At 43.9% G+C, this 17,457-nt stretch carries 17 protein-coding genes; 13 read left to right on the top strand and 4 right to left on the bottom strand.

All coding sequences use genetic code 11. The features are described from left to right. Nucleotides 1-565: 565 nt before the first annotated feature. A complete protein-coding gene (locus tag R7P74_RS06535; protein WP_025998672.1) occupies nt 566-1,546 on the top strand; it encodes a chemotaxis protein in 981 nt (326 codons plus the stop codon). A gap of 49 nt (nt 1,547-1,595) precedes the next feature. On the opposite strand, the gene R7P74_RS06530 is transcribed toward R7P74_RS06535, so the two are convergent. Beyond that, complete coding sequence (locus R7P74_RS06530; RefSeq protein WP_005376513.1) at nt 1,596-2,126, bottom strand: prepilin-type N-terminal cleavage/methylation domain-containing protein; 531 nt, start codon at nt 2,124-2,126, stop codon at nt 1,596-1,598. Nucleotides 2,127-2,570: 444 nt separating this feature from the next. On the opposite strand from R7P74_RS06530, the gene R7P74_RS06525 reads away from it, so the two are divergent. From R7P74_RS06525 to R7P74_RS06510, 4 genes are all read left to right on the top strand, one after another. Continuing rightward, entirely contained in the window at nt 2,571-3,293 is a 723-nt protein-coding gene (locus tag R7P74_RS06525; RefSeq protein WP_005390054.1) for a sulfite exporter TauE/SafE family protein, read from the top strand. Between the two features lie 102 nt (nt 3,294-3,395). Further along, on the top strand, nt 3,396-4,301 hold the full coding sequence (gene rarD, locus R7P74_RS06520) for an EamA family transporter RarD (RefSeq protein WP_031781381.1): 906 nt from the start codon (nt 3,396-3,398) through the stop codon (nt 4,299-4,301). Nucleotides 4,302-4,509: 208 nt separating this feature from the next. After that, nucleotides 4,510-4,896, top strand: coding sequence for an MAPEG family protein (locus R7P74_RS06515; RefSeq protein ID WP_005376510.1), 387 nt, complete (start codon nt 4,510-4,512; stop codon nt 4,894-4,896). Then, entirely contained in the window at nt 4,890-5,423 is a 534-nt protein-coding gene (locus R7P74_RS06510; protein ID WP_017635341.1) for a hypothetical protein, read from the top strand. Before R7P74_RS06515 ends, R7P74_RS06510 begins: the two co-directional genes overlap by 7 nt. A gap of 284 nt (nt 5,424-5,707) precedes the next feature. Here the strand turns inward: R7P74_RS06510 and R7P74_RS06505 are convergent, their stop codons facing one another. Then, nucleotides 5,708-7,072: an endonuclease/exonuclease/phosphatase family protein gene (locus R7P74_RS06505; RefSeq protein WP_005390044.1), complete on the bottom strand. Its 1,365-nt coding sequence runs from the start codon at nt 7,070-7,072 to the stop codon at nt 5,708-5,710. A 394-nt stretch (nt 7,073-7,466) separates the two neighbouring features. On the opposite strand from R7P74_RS06505, the gene R7P74_RS06500 reads away from it, so the two are divergent. Further along, nucleotides 7,467-7,781, top strand: a complete 315-nt coding sequence (locus R7P74_RS06500; protein ID WP_005376506.1) for a DMT family transporter — start codon at nt 7,467-7,469, stop codon at nt 7,779-7,781. Between the two features lie 79 nt (nt 7,782-7,860). Here R7P74_RS06500 and R7P74_RS06495 read toward each other — a convergent pair whose 3' ends face one another. Further along, entirely contained in the window at nt 7,861-8,766 is a 906-nt protein-coding gene (locus R7P74_RS06495; protein ID WP_031781380.1) for a DMT family transporter, read from the bottom strand. Nucleotides 8,767-8,935: 169 nt separating this feature from the next. Between R7P74_RS06495 and R7P74_RS06490 the strand changes: the two genes are divergently transcribed. From R7P74_RS06490 to R7P74_RS06480, 3 genes are all read left to right on the top strand, one after another. Further along, nucleotides 8,936-9,394, top strand: a complete 459-nt coding sequence (locus R7P74_RS06490; protein WP_005376504.1) for an NUDIX hydrolase — start codon at nt 8,936-8,938, stop codon at nt 9,392-9,394. A 104-nt stretch (nt 9,395-9,498) separates the two neighbouring features. Then, a complete protein-coding gene (locus tag R7P74_RS06485; protein WP_031781379.1) occupies nt 9,499-10,071 on the top strand; it encodes a GNAT family N-acetyltransferase in 573 nt (190 codons plus the stop codon). Nucleotides 10,072-10,196: 125 nt separating this feature from the next. Beyond that, complete coding sequence (locus R7P74_RS06480) at nt 10,197-11,609, top strand: coniferyl aldehyde dehydrogenase (RefSeq protein ID WP_005390037.1); 1,413 nt, start codon at nt 10,197-10,199, stop codon at nt 11,607-11,609. Between the two features lie 175 nt (nt 11,610-11,784). On the opposite strand, the gene R7P74_RS06475 is transcribed toward R7P74_RS06480, so the two are convergent. Beyond that, nucleotides 11,785-12,264: an aminoacyl-tRNA deacylase gene (locus R7P74_RS06475; protein ID WP_005376501.1), complete on the bottom strand. Its 480-nt coding sequence runs from the start codon at nt 12,262-12,264 to the stop codon at nt 11,785-11,787. Between the two features lie 156 nt (nt 12,265-12,420). On the opposite strand from R7P74_RS06475, the gene R7P74_RS06470 reads away from it, so the two are divergent. From R7P74_RS06470 to R7P74_RS06455, 4 genes are all read left to right on the top strand, one after another. Beyond that, the gene (locus R7P74_RS06470) at nt 12,421-13,962 is read left to right on the top strand and encodes a glutamate synthase-related protein (protein ID WP_031781378.1); all 1,542 of its coding nucleotides are present in this window, start codon (nt 12,421-12,423) and stop codon (nt 13,960-13,962) included. Nucleotides 13,963-14,148: 186 nt separating this feature from the next. Further along, nucleotides 14,149-16,323, top strand: coding sequence for a catalase/peroxidase HPI (gene katG / locus R7P74_RS06465; protein ID WP_213909850.1), 2,175 nt, complete (start codon nt 14,149-14,151; stop codon nt 16,321-16,323). A gap of 165 nt (nt 16,324-16,488) precedes the next feature. Beyond that, nucleotides 16,489-16,941: a type II RES/Xre toxin-antitoxin system antitoxin gene (gene parS, locus R7P74_RS06460; protein WP_017820987.1), complete on the top strand. Its 453-nt coding sequence runs from the start codon at nt 16,489-16,491 to the stop codon at nt 16,939-16,941. 1 nt (nt 16,942) lies between these two features. Then, the gene (locus tag R7P74_RS06455) at nt 16,943-17,413 is read left to right on the top strand and encodes an RES family NAD+ phosphorylase (RefSeq protein WP_262634051.1); all 471 of its coding nucleotides are present in this window, start codon (nt 16,943-16,945) and stop codon (nt 17,411-17,413) included. Nucleotides 17,414-17,457: the final 44 nt, after the last annotated feature.

Here is a 17,457-nt window from a genome sequence, read left to right as displayed (position 1 = left end):
TCCAAAAGTGAAAATCAGTGTCTTGATTATGGGAATAGCGATGTCAGGTATTGAAATACCTAGTGATAGGATGATTGCTTAAAACTTACGCTGACAGAAAACTAACAAACTGAAAGTGTTCTATGCCTTCAGATTTTCTTGTGATGTTTCTAGCGCTTCGATTTAAACCCGTGTTAGCAAGCGCAGTTTTATACCAAGCCACTTGAAGAGAGCTTGTTCTACACCAGGCATGATCACGGTAGCCAACTTTGTACTGATATCTGTTAGATAGGTTTGGCTATTGACGCTGAACATCACTTCAAATTATTTCTAAACTTTTCATTGACTCTGCCGCTAAAAGTGGAGGTGTTAATTCGCACTTTGGCCACTCATAATGTCGTGTTCAAAAATGAGACAATTTTACATGGTTTGGTATGGAAATGTGCGTTAGCCGTCCTTTTGATGGTTTACAAATTTTGTTGTAACGACTAAAAAGGACTTTTGGATTTTTAGCCAGAGAATGGCTTCTCATGGCGTTTGCATCAAACTTTTTCTGATGCGTATTTTTGGTTGGATAATTGGCTTTATGAGTAACGTAACCAGCACCATTTTGACAGAAAGTGGTACCAATGAGCTTGAAATCATCGAGTTTCATTTAGAAAAAACATTGCCAGATGGCAGCACAAAAACTTGTTATTACGGCATTAACGTTGCGAAAGTACGAGAAGTGATTCGCGTGCCAGAAACAACCGATTATCCAAACGCACAACCTCATATGATTGGTGTGTTCTCATCCAGAGATGTACTGACGCCTTTAGTGGATTTAGCTGGTTGGTTAGGTGTGCCAACACGACAAGATCTGGAGCGCAAGTTTGTAATCGTTACGGATTTCAACAAAATGACCAATGGCTTCTTAATTGACAGCATTTCGCGTATTCATCGTATCTCTTGGAATGATGTGGAATCACCAAGTCAGTTTTTGGAAGCGGGCGAACAAGATTGTGTAGTAGCCGTTGTCCGTAAAGAAGGCAACCTGATCATGATTCTCGACTTTGAAAAAATCATCGCAGACATCAACCCAGAACTGAGTATGGAAAAATACGATGTGAAAGGGGACAAGTCGGTGGATCTCAACCAGAGAATGGTCGGTAAGCGTAATGCTAAAACGATCATGGTGGTGGATGACTCAGCATTTATTCGCTCTTTGATCCAAGATACATTAGCTTCTTCAGGTTACAATGTGATCACATGTAAAGACGGTGGTGAGGCGCATGAGAAGTTGATGAGCTTGATCGAGGTCGCGAAAGAAGAAAACTTGCCAGTTAAAGAGCTATTAGATGCGGTGGTTACGGACGTAGAAATGCCTCGAATGGATGGTATGCACTTAGTGAAGAGACTACGAGATACCGAAGCGTTTCATGAAATGCCGATCATTATGTTCTCGTCATTGATGAGTGAGGATAACCGAGCGAAAGCACTATCTCTTGGCGCAAATGATACGATTACCAAGCCAGAGATTGGCCGCATGGTGAATATGATGGATAAATACGTGTTTAACTTTGCGTAAAAAACCGATCAGATGAAACAAATAAGACTGCCGATTGGCAGCCTTATTTTTATTGAGGGCAGGGAAGAATATCTAAGGTGTAACTCTCGTTTGGAGTCTGCGGTGGCCCATATAAAATTCCGCATTGTGTAAGGCTAGCTCTTTTTTCGTCGGCTGCAGCAATGACCATTTCGCGAGTTGTTGAACCAGCCGGGTGATGAAATGTTTTCCAATCCGAGTCTTCTTCGTTCAGTCCTTGCACGAGTAACTTCATCGATTCGCTATCAGAATCAGGATATCCATATAAAAAAACACAGCGCTTTGAACCACCAATATTACAGCCGTCAAATGGTAAATCTGCCATTAAAGCACTGTCTACGAAGTTTGAAACGTAAGGCTTGCTTTCCAATCCCGCAATCGCCATTTTCCCATAACCGACGCCTAATGCTGACGCAATAGCGCCTTTCATTCCTTCCAAACGAGCTTCACGTGCATCACTTTGAAGGTTTAAAAAGCGTGGCGCGGCAGTGACAGCAAGAATACCGAGCACGACAATAACTACGACTAACTCTATTAGAGTAAATCCCGTTTGTTTTTTCATATTATTTTCACAGCAAGTTAAAGGTAGAAAAACACTGACCGTACACTTGTTTATTGTGTAAATAAGTACGGTAATGACAAATCGATCAGTAGTATAAGGAGGTGAGTTGTAAAGTGCTATACCGACGCCGCACTAATTGACTGAATCCATTAAATGCAATGGAGAATTCACGGATCTAATTCTGCTAGATTTTAAGAGGTCATTAATTCCGCTGAAGAAATGCTGCGTGAACAGGCGAGCATGAATCCTCTTCGATGTAAGCAAACATGTACATCAGCGGAATGAAATACAAAATGCAAATGAGGGCGAACCGCACAAATGGATTGTCTTTTTATTCACTTTGATGAATGCTACGCGGAATTCATATCGCAGTATGCCTGAGGTATTCGTCATGTGAATGTGCTTTGGTTTTGTGTTTATTTTTCAAATATAAGAATAATCTAAATGGAATTCGATTCGATAAACTTCCTTGCAATAGGTTTGATATTTCTTGGCTCTTATGTCCAGACCGCAATCGGTTTTGGCTTGGCTATTGTTGCCGCACCTTTACTGATTCTTTGGGCGCCAGAATATGTTCCTGCGCCAATCTGTTTAGTCGCGTTATTTATTTCGTTGATGAATGCGATGAAGCACCGCAGTAGTGTTGAAATCGGCGGCTTAAAGATGGCGTTGATTGGGCGAGTGCCGGGATCAATTGCTGGTGGCTTGCTACTCTTTTTTGTATCTACACAAACTCTCACGCTTTGGATTGGTTTGTTGGTGCTGTTTGCAGTCTTGGTGAGTGTTTTACCGTTTCGGGTTGAGCCTACGCCTTCGCGTATGACATGTGCTGGTTTCTTTTCTGGGTTGTTTGGTACCAGTTCTGCGATTGGAGGCCCTCCGATGGCGTTATTGTTGCAGCATCAAGAAGCAAATCAGTTACGCGGCAACTTATCGGCTTTTTTTGTTTTCAGTTCGATTATTTCACTAATAGTACAAATCCCAGTGGGCTTCTTCACATTGCATCATTTGGTCATTACTATTCCTCTATTACCTGCTGCGGCGCTTGGTTACTGGCTAGCAATGAAAACTACCCAGTCGTTACCAAAAGAAAAGATTCGGTTTGGGGCACTTATGTTGTGTTTTGTGAGTGGCTTTACCGCCGTCGTACAAGCGTTGAGCCAATAATGCCATCTGCATCATAAAGTCACTGCGGGATTGCATTCCTTTTTATGTATGGCGGACTTGTTTACTTACGCCAAATTGGTCGTTTAGATGGGCGATAGTTTTATGAATAACACTCGTTATGGCACTTTTATGGCAGCATTCTCCTTTGTGATCTGGGGATTGCTACCAATTTATTATCGTTATTTACCAAATGCTTCTATGGATGAGTTGCTAGCATGGCGAATCATTGGGTCTGTACCTGTCGGGTTTCTAATTGTACTTGGGATAACCCGTCGAGGGCTGAATTGGAAAGAAATCTGGCTTGATAAAAAATCCTTGTGGTACACGTTTGTGGCGAGCAGTTTGATGTGTATTTCTTGGAGTGCGTTCACTTGGGCTTTGACCCATCATCGGGTCATCGATGCCAGCTTAGGCTTCTTTATTGGACCATTAGTATCTGTTGCACTGGGCGTATTTATTCTTGGGGATAAGCTCTCAAAAGGCAAACTTATTGCAATCGTGCTGGCAACAATTGGTGTTATGTATCAAGTGATTCACTATGGTCAGCTACCCGTTATCGCACTAACGATGGGGTTGTTCTTTGCTTTGTATGGGCTGTACAAGAAGAAGATAAATTATGACTGGAGTACAACCTTGTTTGTTGAGGCGTTGTTACTGACTCCAGTTGCACTCGCATATTTGCTCTATAAACAATGGGCAACTGGTGAACTGGCTTCGGGCACAGATACCACAACATTGCTTTTGTATTTTGGCAGTGCACCTATCACACTTTTACCGCTCGTATTTTATTCTATCGCAATACGTATAACTAATTTATCAACCGTCGGTCTAATGCAATACATCGAACCAAGCTTGCAGTTTGTGTTGGCAGTTATGTTTTTTGGCGAGTTGTTTGACGAAGTGAAAGCGGTGACCTTTGCATTTATTTGGGCAGGGCTGTTGTTCACAATTTTTGAAAGTATTATCAAAGGGCATCGGCGCAAAAAGCTGGTCAAACACCCCTTATAGTGGTTTCAATATTCTCACATATTAGCTTCTTTATTCTTATGCCCTCCATTCGAGGGCATTTTTAATGTCATGAAGCATTGGCTTTCGCTTTTTTCCGAGTAGAAATCATAACTTGAGATTATTTGACGCATTATCATAATGATACCGCTATAGTTATAGCCAAGTGACACGCTTATATAAGTGAAAACCAGATCAAGAAGGACGACATATGATCACAGCTCTGTATGCCAACATTCTCGCAATACTCATTATTTGGTTGGCTGTTCAAGTAATTAAGCAACGTCGCTTAAATCAAATTGCTTATGCAGATGGTGGGGTAGAGGCTCTACAAATTGCTCGTAGTGCCCAGAGTAATGCGACAGAATATATCCCCATCACCCTGATTTTAATGGCACTTTTAGAATTCAATAGTGCTTACCCAACATGGATACATCTCACCGGTATTATTTTTGTAATTGGTCGAGTTATTCATGCTAAAGGCATATTGAAAAAAGACTTGAAAAAACGCATTAGAGGGATGCAGGTGACATTTCTGGTGATACTTTCATTGGTTGTGTTAAATATGATTTACCTGCCATACGATAAGTTATGGTAAGTCTGCGACGTTACATTCCACCACCTTGGGTACTCGTTCTGATTGGATTAGTACTGAATATTGGCGCGATCATCGTTACTAGCTTAGTCCTTGATAAGTTGGGTAAACAGCACTCGCAGCTCGCAGAGCAAACAGCAGAAAACTTGTATTCCATCCAACTCGCATGGAACAGTGTGGAAACCCTAGAAAGGAAAAGAGAAGCTTTACTGCTGCATGTGCACATAAGTCAGAGCGTAGCGATACCTTTAGAGCTAGAAGAGGTATTAGCAGGGCATTTATCTTCTTGGGTTCATAACGAGTCGGATGAAATAAAAATTGATCAACTTCCTCAACTAATGTCAAAGATAAATCAGGCACAAGCTTCGTATAGAGACCGCATCGATAATTACTACATTGAGAATGTAGAGCTCAATGAGGTAATGGCAAAGCAGGATGAAAAGATCGCTTGGTACAAGAATATCGGACTCTTCTTGCAAGTATTCGGACTTGCGTTAATCCTTGCACGCGACTTAGCTAGGAAGCAATAAAAGCAAGAGCTAAAGATCAGGTTTATTGCGAAATGCCAATGGTAGTTTGCAAATTGCAATTTATTCTGTGAGCAAACAGTAGCTATTGGTTAAGTTTTAATGAAAGTGATTAAATAACAACCTGTTTTTGTGCGCTGAAAAGTTGGCACGCCTCATGCTTTAGTATGAGTGACCCTTTCTAAGCCGAGGGTCACCTAGCCAACTGACGTTGTTAGTGAACCATCTTGTTCACAAATATATACAGCCAATCACGACTCCTTGTGGTTGGCTTTTTTTTATGCAGTCTAGAACTGTGCTTTAATCCAGATCATGCGATGGTCGGAAGATACATCCTTACCATCACCATACTTACCGATACGTGCATCGTTAAATAGTTTACGGCCCTCTTCATAAGACGCTGACCAGTACACACCAGAGTCTATTACATTCAAATTTGCTGAAGGCAAGGCATAGTCTACCCCTAAGCCAAACGTTGAAGTGATGCGATTCGGATATGGGTGAGTTGAACTGCGGTCAACAGCGTGTTCAGCTGCACCAAAGCTTGTTGGGTAAAGCTCACCATTCATCACGGTTTGGTTAACCAATGGATCGTTGTGCAGCTCTTGCATTACAGAGCTAATACCGTCACCAGCCACTGGATCAAGGTTTTGATCACCCATCATTACGAATTTAGCGCCGTTCGTTAAGCCACCTGTTTTACCCGCATCGTCGTAAAAATAGTCTTTGCCTTGAATGTAATGATGCCAAAACTCCACTTCTGCTGCGTTTTGCGCTTTGTTTTTACCGGTGTCGAATACTGGTGGAGTAGGATGAGACATCAACAAGTGTACAACTTCCTCGCCGTTGCGTGTTGGAATGATGATTGGCGCGTCGACGTGATTTTTCGAAGATAGACGCACTTGATCCCACTCTTCCGCTGAGTACCATTCATCACCACACTTCATGCCGTCTGGAATCTTTTGCGAACCGTCACAGATAGTAATGGTTGGAATTTTCGCACCTTCCATATCTTTCCATTTAAATGCTTGGAATGTACGTGTGTTTGCCGTGTCAATTTTATACTTAGACATAAGGGCAAATGCATATTGACCATGGTACATGCCAAAGCCCCATGCATCACCTGGCATTTGACCTGCGGTTCCGTTGTTGTCGAGATCAAACTCACTCAACAACCCTGTATTGGTTGAATAAGATTCAGCATAAGGGTATTCAATAGGCTCAAGGTTTGCTTCACCGCCCGCGCCATCGATACTTTGCGCGACAGACAAGTAGTTCTTCTGGAATCCTTCAATGGCTGCTTTGTTTTCACCTGTTCCGTCGTTGTTGTATTCCGCCATCATAAGAACATCAGGACGATTCTTTTGAATGATTGCTGCAACGTTACGAATTTGAATGACTTTTTCCGCAGTGGTTTTGTCTTCGGCTGCGATTGAACCGTCTAAATAAGAGGTGACCAACGCAGTTTGCTGCGTTGGTTTAATTTGCATTTCATCTACCAAAGTTTCGAAGGTAGCGCGGTCAAAAGAGAGGTTGTAAGTCGCTATTTTTACTTCTTTAGGCTGAACATTGACGTATTCAGTATCGTCATTACATCCAGATAGTAGAGCGGCGCCAACAAGGACAGCGATAGAGGTTTTGATTGCTTTCATGGGTACGTCATACCTTATAATTAATTCGGCTGAATATTAAAGTCATCAGTCATTGTTTTAAGCGATATTAGTCACACAAACGTTTTCATATTTACATGTTCAATTAGTTTTTGTGTGATTTGTGCAATAAATGCAACACTTTCAACACCAGAAGGTTATATGTAAATTGTTAAAAAACGGTGTCGTTATTGATGCGAAATAGAGAGTCCGCCACCGTTAAAAAGAAAAGCGTAGAATTTAAGCGTGCATGAGATGTTTGAGTTGTATGCTTATCGCCGTGTTTTATTTTTTATGTTTAGATTTCCGTATATAATAAGCAGTCAATCAGAAGTGAGGACGACCTCACCGCTCTATCTTTTCTCGGGGACGACCCCATCTCGTTGGGAAATGTGACATGGCTTGGGGAATTCTCTTCATTGCGGGCTTGTGTGAAATCGCATGGGCTGTCGGTCTTAAATATTCACAAGGGTTTACCAAATTCGGTGCTTCGGCATTCACTATTGTCTTTATGTTATTGAGCTTTTGGTTGCTTGGCATTGCGTTAAGAACCTTGCCTTTAGGCATTGCTTATGGAGTATGGGTAGGGATTGGCGCAATAGGCACGGCAGTCGTGAGTATTTATCTGTTCAATGAGCCAGCAACACTTATCAAAGCCTTAAGCTTGCTAATGATTGTCGCTGGTATCGCAGGGTTAAAAATATCAGCTTAACGTTAGGCTAAACACAAAACAGCCAGAGTCACTCTGGCTGTTTTTCTAAATGTCGTGTTTACGGTTCTGGCGAGGTATATCAAGCGTTGCGCTTAATAAAAGGTAACCGTAAGTGATGACCAAACGCATTAATTAATGCGCCTGTAACAATCAGACCGCCACCGACGTACGTCCAAATGATCGGAACCTCGCCAAAGAAAATGATGCCCAACAACACAGAAAATACGATCTGGATATACGAATAAGCGGAGGCTTTACCCGCTTGTTGAGTTTGCATCGCTTTGGTTAACCCCAATTGCCCAATTTGGGTAAAGACACCAACTAGAACCAACATGAAAGTCAGATATAGATCGGGCATTACAAAATCGTCGCCAATCAGTAAGAGTGAAGCGGGGAGAGCAACCAACGGGAAATAGAAAATGATCACTGAGCTGTCTTCTGTCTGACTCAGTTTTCTGACAATGACGTAGGCAATTGAGCTACCAAATGCGCCTAAGATCGCAATCATGACGCTAAACATTGGTAAAGCGCTATCTGAGCCTTGCCCCGTTTCTGGGCTTACCATGATATAGATGCCGAGTAAGCACAACGCAATACAAAGGAAAGTTGACGGCTGGATGCGCTCTTTCAAGAAAAATACGGCGAGTAGTGCAGTAAATACCGGATGAATATACTGGAATATCGTCGCTTCTGCCAAAGGTAAGGTGGTCACTGAATAATATACACACATCAGAGCCATCGTACCCACAGCACCGCGTGCAAATAGTAATGGCTTATTATAGCCCCATACAGAAATTCGTTTTCGCTTTACATCGAAATAACTAATGATAAGTGAAACGAGCGCTCTTGCTGCAACGATTTCAAAAACGGGGATGCCGTAGTTGCCGACGTGCTTTACTGTAGCTGACATCAGAGCAAAGCCGAACGCGGAAAGCACCATAAAGCGCACACCGATGGGAATCATAGTGTTGAATGAATTGGACATTTTACTGCTCATTTGTTGCGACAGATCTCACTTTAGCATACTTAGTTAGTGATTAAATTCTCTCAACTCAAACACTTCTGTCGACAAGATGAATAAACAGTAGAATACGTAGCAATTAATCTGCCTCTCTTCAGCGTAACAATAAAAACTCGATATTTAAGGAGCTTACATGATCCCGATAAAAGCAACGCATGTTTCAGGCGTTGTCATTTCAAAAATTGATGGCATAGAAAAAATGCTGTTACTCAAACGCGTAAAAGGTGGCTATTGGTGCCATGTTGCAGGTGGTATCGAAGCGGGTGAAGCCGGGTGGCAAACCATTTTAAGAGAGTTAAAAGAAGAGACACTAATTGACCAAGTTGAGTTACATACAGCAGACTTTCTAGAGCAGTTCTACGAAGCAAAAAATAACCGTATCATGGTTATCCCATGTTTTGTGCTATTTTGTCCGCCTAACCAATCAGTTGTTCTTAACGAAGAGCATACAGAGTATCGCTGGTGTACGCTTGAAGAAGCTAAGCAGCTGGCTCCGTTTGCCAATCAGCATCACCTCTATGAACATGTATGGAAACATTATGTAGATGTGGCATCACTAACGCCATTTACGCTGATCGATCAAAAGGGCTAAATGAACGGCAACGGCTTTGATTAGTTTTTATAGAGAGGTTTGTTCTCATAAAATGAAGCGTTAGGATTTGCGCTGAGCGTTCACAATAAAAAGGAATAACATCTATGGATGAAGTCACATGCCAAGAGACGTATCAAGGAAATCACTTACAGAAGCGTTTTTCCGTCTCGCAAAGGGTCTCAATTGAGCCCCTCAACACGAAACACGCGTCCGCTTTACTAGAGGTTGTGAACACTCACCGAGAGAGCCTTGAGGGCTATCTACCTTGGACGGATTCTGTCACGAATCATAGAGAGGCCGTTAACTACATTTCCCAGCGAGTGAACAGTAACGCGCTGGATTCCCACTGGTGCGCAATTTATTTTGATGAGCAACTTACGGGTGTTATTGGCATTAAAGGTGTGGATTCACATACACGTGTTACTGAAATTGGCTACTGGCTTGCCAACAATGGGCGAGGCCATCGTGTGATTGATCAAGTACTCGCAGTATTGATCCCTTTCTTGAAGAAGAAAGGGCACGCACAATTCATTCAGTTCCATTGTATGGAAGATAACATCGCTAGCATCAATATTGCTGAGCGTGCAGGCGCCACATTAAAAGAATACGTTGATCATGAGTTCGATATGCTTGACCGCTCTCAACGACTAGGCATTTATGAACTACGTTTGATGTAGTATCCACCCCAGAAATATTTTAATCAGAGTTCGAACTCTAACTTCACGAGCGCTACAATAGTAACATTGTTGCGCTCGTGTTAACTTGGGGCGTCATTGGCAGAAACTAGGCTAGGAGAAGCATCATGAACGCAATCACAGAGGTTGAAGTAGATAACTTGTTACAGCAAAGCCTCGAACGCTTAAAAGCGGCATATGCAGCCGAGCCTTATCCTAGTTTGGATGAACGTAAACAGCGCCTCGTTTTGTTAAAAAAATCGCTGCTTGAGAACAAACAAGCGCTGGTTGAAGCGTTAAGTGACGATTTTGGCTATCGCTCAGAATTTGATACCGCCATGACCGACGTTTTGCCAACGGTCTCGCATATTAATTATACACTCAAACGACTAAAAAAATGGTGCAAACCCAGCAAGCGCGAATCCGGCTTATTGCTCGCACCTTCTAAAGTCACCGTTCAGTATCAACCGTTAGGTGTCGTCGGGATCATTTCACCGTGGAACTTTCCTGTGATTTTGAGCCTTGCGCCTTTAGTGACAGCATTGGCTGCTGGCAACCGCGTGATGATGAAGCTCAGCGAATTTACGCCAAAAACCAATAAAGTCATCGTCGATATTTGCCGTGGGTTGTCTGAGTATGTCGAAGTTTTTGAGGGTGAAGCAGACGTCGCACAAGCATTCAGCCAACTGCCATTCGATCACCTTTTGTTCACGGGTTCTACGAGTGTTGGCCGCGCAGTAGCAAAAGCGGCAGCGGAAAACCTTACCCCGGTGACGTTAGAGTTGGGTGGAAAGTCCCCGGTGATCATTGCAAAAGATGCAGACATGAAGAAAGCCGTTGATGCTATCTTGTTTGGTAAATGCATTAATGCAGGCCAGATTTGTGTCGCGCCTGACTACGCGTTTGTACCGCAAGAACGTGTCGAAGAGTTCATTTCGCTATTCTTAAAACGTTTTGAAAAGCTCTATTTAAAATCCAACAAGAATCAAAAGCTGACCCATATTGTCAACCAACGACAATATGATCGTTTGACTGCGCTACTTGAGGATGCAAAAGCGCAAGGTGCAAACATTCATACTGTTGAAGCGTCGCCCCAAGAGGAACGACTTCTGTATCCTCATTTGGTCACGGACGTGTCGCCGAAAATGCGAATCATGCAAGAGGAGATCTTCGGGCCATTTCTACCAGTCAAGCCCTACAATGCGGTTGATGAAGCGATTGATTACATTAATCAGCGCCAAAGACCACTTGCGCTGTATGTTATGTCGGACGACAAATCGACCATCAAATATATTGTACGCAACACCCACAGTGGTGGCGTCGGCGTTAATGATACGGTTTTACATGTTGGCGCTGAAGATGCGCCTTTTGGTGGCGTTGGTGAATCGGGTATTGGGCATTATCACGGAGAGGAAGGATTCAGAACTTTTAGTCATGCGAAAACCATTCTTCACACACCGAAATGGTTGCCAAGAACGAGCGTATTAATGCGCCGTAGGGCTATGGCGATAAAAGCGATCCAAAAGATCTTTGTTCGATAATAATTATGATTTGATTGATAAAAAACCGCCCGAATAGGCGGTTTTTTGTTTCTATATGCTCTGAAACGCTGGGCACCAAAGTCCGAGAAACTTCCTTCGCGTGCTACCAACAAAACAAAGAAAGGCTCTTGTTGAAAGAGCCTTGTTCAGGAAATGTCGAGAGGTTTTGGCAAGTTTAATGCAGAACTTCACTGCTGAATCTTAGATATCTACAGTCGTTCATCAGTTCTTTAAACGCCTTTCTGTCCAGCTTAATCAGAGTTTCATGATCGCCAGCTTCGAGATAGACATGTTCCAAATTTGCTAATCTTTCATCGCAAACTGTCGACATGTGGTAAGGGCTACCAATCGGTGGAATAGCGCCGTGTTCACAATCGGTGAAGAGTCGGTAAACCATACGCTCTTTCACCAAGTGGAAGGTGGCGTTAAACTCGTCGTTTAATCTCGACAAACTGATTTTGTTGTTGGCAGGTAAGACCGCCATCATATGACGCCCTTCATGATCCTCAAGAATCACACCTTTTGCGATATTCATTAAAGGCACACCTGCTGCAACACCACTTTGTAGCGAGCTATGACTGTGGCTGTGATTCACGGTTTGAAAGTGAATGTTATGCTCAGTCAAATATTCATCTAATCGGGTTGCAATCGTCATATAGCCTCCACGTGTATGAGACCCATAAAAAGTATAGGTTAGTCGGGCGACAATCGCGCATTTTACTCGGCGACACTGACGCTCTTTACGCTCCTGTTCTACGCTTATTGCAAGCCAGCGAGAAAGCATGGTTAACAATAATAAATAGGGGGCAACATGAGCAAGCCAATCATCGCTGATAACAAGCCGATCAAAGTAGAGTTGAAAGCTGGGCAAGAATATTACTTCTGCCGATGTGGGCGTTCTAAAAAACAACCTTACTGCGATGGGTCTCATTCGGGAACCGGCTTAAAGCCAATGAGCTTTAGTGCGGAAAAAGACGAAGATGCCTATCTCTGCCAATGTAAGCATACCGCCAATGCTCCTTTTTGTGATGGTACACACAAGCGATTTACCGCAGAGCAAGTCGGTAAAGAGGGACCGGAACAAAAGCGAGAGAAAAGAGACAAACCAACGGCGTCTGCTACTCAAGAAGAACCAACCCTCGAGTTTATCCACCAATTAGCGAGAGAAGGACTCTCTAAACTCGGTCATCATGGTCCGATGGCTGCAATGGGGGTTCCTAGGCATTTGCTACCACATTGGGATGCTATACAAATTATGGTGGCGCAAATGGCGACACAACCGTTGTTGGAAGACGTTCCTGTGTCTACCGAGTTGATTGTGGGACCAAACGCGCGTAAGCCGCTCAGACTCGCCATTCCTTTGTTGGTGTCGGACATGAGTTTTGGCGCACTTTCTGAAGAGGCGAAAATTGCACTAGCAAAAGGTGCAGAGTTGGCAGGGACTGGGATTTGCTCTGGTGAGGGTGGCATGTTACCGGAAGAACAAGCCGCTAATTCACGGTATTTCTATGAGCTTGCTAGTGCTCAATTTGGCTACGACGAATCTAAGCTTCTTAATGTTCAGGCGTTTCACTTTAAAGGTGGGCAAGGAGCAAAAACGGGCACGGGTGGTCATCTGCCTGCAAATAAAAATGTAGGTAAGATCTCTCAGGTGAGAGGCATCCCCGAAGGACAACCAGCGATATCACCACCAACGTTCAAAGATCTTCACACTACTCACGATTTCAGAAAGTTTGCTGACAGAGTTCGTGGCATCACAGGCGGTATTCCAATTGGATTTAAACTCAGTGCCAACCATATTGAGCAAGACATTCAGTTTGCGCTTGATGCTGGGGCTGATTACATCATCTTAGATGGTCGCGGTGGTGGCACGGGTGCGGCGCCAACTATGTTCCGTGATCATATTAGTGTGCCCACCATTCCTGCATTAGCTCGTGCACGTAAGTATTTAGATGAAAAAGGTGCAAGTGACCGCGTCACATTAATCATCACCGGTGGGTTGCGAGTTCCCACGGATTTTGTCAAAGCGTTGGCACTTGGAGCAGACGGAGTAGCGATAGCAAACAGTGCGATGCAATCGATCGGTTGTGTCGCGGCTCGCATCTGCAACACCAATAATTGCCCGGCAGGCATTGCGACACAAAATGCCGATTTGAGGCAGCGTCTCGACGTTGAAAAGTCATCCCAGCAACTGAAAAATTTCTTCGAATCTTCGGTTGAGCTCATGAAAGTCATGGCGAGGGCGTGTGGTCATCACGCTCTGAATGAATTTAGTCATCATGATTTAGCTACCTGGGATCACAACATGGCGAGGCTGTCTGGGATTAAGTATTCAGGTATGGACTTAAACTGATCTCTATCCATATTTTCTGCATATAGGTACATGTTTGATAACAATTATTTATTCGCTGAAATGTTTGAAATTTTGACTTGGCGTTAACTAAAAAAACAGTGTATGAACTACGCTGTTTGAGGTGGATATTCGATTTATTGAATAACAAAGAGTGGTTACCACAACCACGACACGAAGGAGCATTATATGAGCAAAGCAAACGGCGGTTCGGTAGGTAAATGTCCAGTTATGCATGGTGGGCAAACATCTACAGATAAGTCGGTGATGGATTGGTGGCCGAATGCCTTGAACTTAGACATCCTGCATCAACACGACTCCAAAACCAACCCATTTGGTCAGGACTTTAATTACAAAGAAGAACTGGAAAAGCTAGATGTCGAAGCACTTAAAAAAGATTTAAAAGATTTAATGACTAATAGCCAAGACTGGTGGCCTGCCGACTGGGGACACTACGGTGGTTTAATGATCCGAATGGCATGGCATGCAGCGGGCAGTTATCGTATTGCGGATGGCCGTGGCGGTGCTGCTACAGGCAACCAACGCTTTGCTCCTCTCAACTCTTGGCCAGATAACGCCAACCTCGATAAGGCTCGACGCCTTTTATGGCCAATCAAGAAAAAATATGGCAACAAACTAAGTTGGGCAGACCTGATTGTCCTTGCCGGTAACATGGCGTACGAATCCATGGGTTTTAAGACCTTTGGCTTTGCGTTTGGACGAGAGGACATTTGGCACCCAGAAAAAGACACTTACTGGGGCTCTGAGCAAGAATGGTTAGCCACAAGTGACGCTGATAACAGCCGCTACTCTGGTGAGCGAGATTTAGAAAACCCGCTTGCTGCGGTAATGATGGGTCTTATCTATGTGAACCCTGAAGGGGTAGACGGTAACCCAGATCCTCTCAAAACAGCACATGACATGCGAGTGACCTTTGCGCGAATGGCAATGAACGATGAAGAAACCGTCGCGCTCACAGCTGGTGGTCACACGGTGGGTAAGTGTCATGGTAATGGTGATGCCGCAAACCTTGGCCCAGAGCCCGAAGCAGCAGACGTTCATGAGCAAGGTCTTGGCTGGATTAATCACAAAACACGTGGTATTGGCCGTGACACGGTAACGAGTGGTATTGAAGGTGCTTGGACAACACACCCTACACAATGGGATTACGGATACTTCCACCTACTATTTAAGTATGACTGGGAACTGAAAAAGAGCCCAGCCGGCGCATGGCAATGGGAGCCAATCGACATTGAAGAACAAGACAAGCCTGTCGATGTTGAAGATGGTTCTAAGCGCTACAATCCAATCATGACCGACGCCGATATGGCGCTCAAAATGGACCCTGAATATCGTAAGATTGCAGAAAAGTTCCAAAATGACCCTGCGTACTTTGATGACGTTTTTGCTCGTGCCTGGTTTAAGTTGACACACCGCGATCTAGGACCAAAATCATGTTATTTCGGCCCTGATGTGCCAAGCGAAGATCTTATTTGGCAAGACCCAACGCCCGCAGGTAAGACAGACTACGATGTCGATTTAGTGAAAACAAAAATTGAAGCAAGTGGCCTATCCATTAGTGAGTTAGTAAGTACGGCGTGGGATAGTGCGCGTACCTACCGTGGCTCTGACCGCCGAGGCGGTGCAAATGGCGCGAGAATTCGCTTGGCTCCACAAAAAGATTGGCAAGGGAACGAACCTGAACGTCTAAGGCGTGTTCTTGCGGTGTTAGAAAAAATAGCAGCAGAAGAGGGCTGTAGTGTTGCAGACGCTATCGTGCTTGCTGGGAACGTAGGTATTGAACTGGCTGCGCGTGCCGCAGGTCATGATGTATGTGTGCCATTCGCGCCAGGCCGAGGTGATGCCACCCAAGAGATGACGGATGTGGAATCATTCGAAGTTCTTGAGCCTGTCGCTGACGGTTTCCGAAATTGGTTGAAGAAAGACTACGCGGTTAAGCCAGAAGAGCTTTTATTAGATCGTGCTCAGCTTATGGGGCTAACGGCGCCAGAAATGACGGTACTTATCGGTGGTATGCGCGTTCTAGGCAGTAACTACGGCGGTGGAAAAGAGGGCGTATTTACTGAGCGAGTCGGCACTTTGTCGAATGATTTCTTCGTGAACCTTACTGACATGGCATATACGTGGAAACCAGTGAGTGCTAATCAATATGAAATCCGTGATCGTAAAACCGACGCTGTGAAGTGGACGGCTACTCGAGTGGATCTTGTCTTTGGTTCAAACTCGATCCTGCGTTCGTATGCGGAAGTGTATGCGCAAGATGATAATCAGGAAAAATTCATCCATGACTTCATCGCCGCATGGACGAAAGTCATGAACGCGGATCGTTTTGACTTGCAATAAGTGAAACGATGCCTGTCGGTAGATGGGTTGATGAATAAGTAAGAGAGGCGGGCGAAAAGCTCGCCTTTTTCTTTACCTATCTTTTTACTTTGATTGTTACTTTGATTGAAAATTAAGCTCATTTGAACCATAATAACTGGACCATATGAACCATAGGAGCTTGATATGGCAACTGCAGCATTAAAAAGCTTCAAACCGAAACAACCTCATAAAGCCAATTTCTGGTTTATGTTGGGTATTGAAGACGCTGAAACAGGTCGCACTGATGCGGTTCACAAAGGCTTTGAGCCAAAGGTGTATCGCAATATTGTTGAGCGTGTGAAGCTTTCTCAGAGTGAGTTTCAAAACGTCACATTGATACCTGTTAGCACGATCAAGCGTCGTCTAAAAAACGATGAACGCTTCAATACGCAAGAAAGTGATGCAATCTATCGATTAGCGATGTTATTGAAACTCGCGACAGAACTGTTTGACGACGAAGAGCGCGCGTTAAAATGGATGAGAGAGAATGTGTACGGCTTAGGTGGAAAACGTCCACTTGATATGGTCTCGACCACGGTGGATTTTGAAATCGTAAAAGATTTGATCGGCCGTTTAGAGCACGGGGTATTCTCGTAATATGAAGCTCTATCGTCTCACACAAAAGAAATTTGCTGACACGCCATTCAGCCCCGTTGGCGCAAAGTTATTTGGAGGGCGATGGAACTCAAAAGGAACCGAAGCCCTCTACTTCTCTGAATCGGAATCCCTTTGCTCGTTGGAAGTATTTGTTCACGTAAACAACGATCCTGCTATCACCAAACTTTACGATTTATATCGTATTGAAATGCCAGAATACCTCATCGCCACCTTAGATGAAGAAGATCTCCCTGTGACGTGGCGAGCAATACCGGCGAGCGAGTCTACGCAGTACATTGGCGATCAGTTTATCAATGATCCTCATCCAGAGTTTGCCGCGCTGCAAGTGCCTTCAACGATTTCACCTCGTGATAAAAACTACGTGGTGAATCCAAATCATCCCAAAATGAAAGAGATCATCAAGAAAGCCGAAAAGCTCGATTTCGCGTTTGATCCGCGCATTTTCAAATAGACGCCTAGCTTTGTCTTGCTTTAAAGCATTCAGCGCTTACCTGA

This window comes from Vibrio sp. 2033 (assembly GCF_033339735.1).
This window is presented reverse-complemented; position numbering and strand designations above follow the sequence as displayed.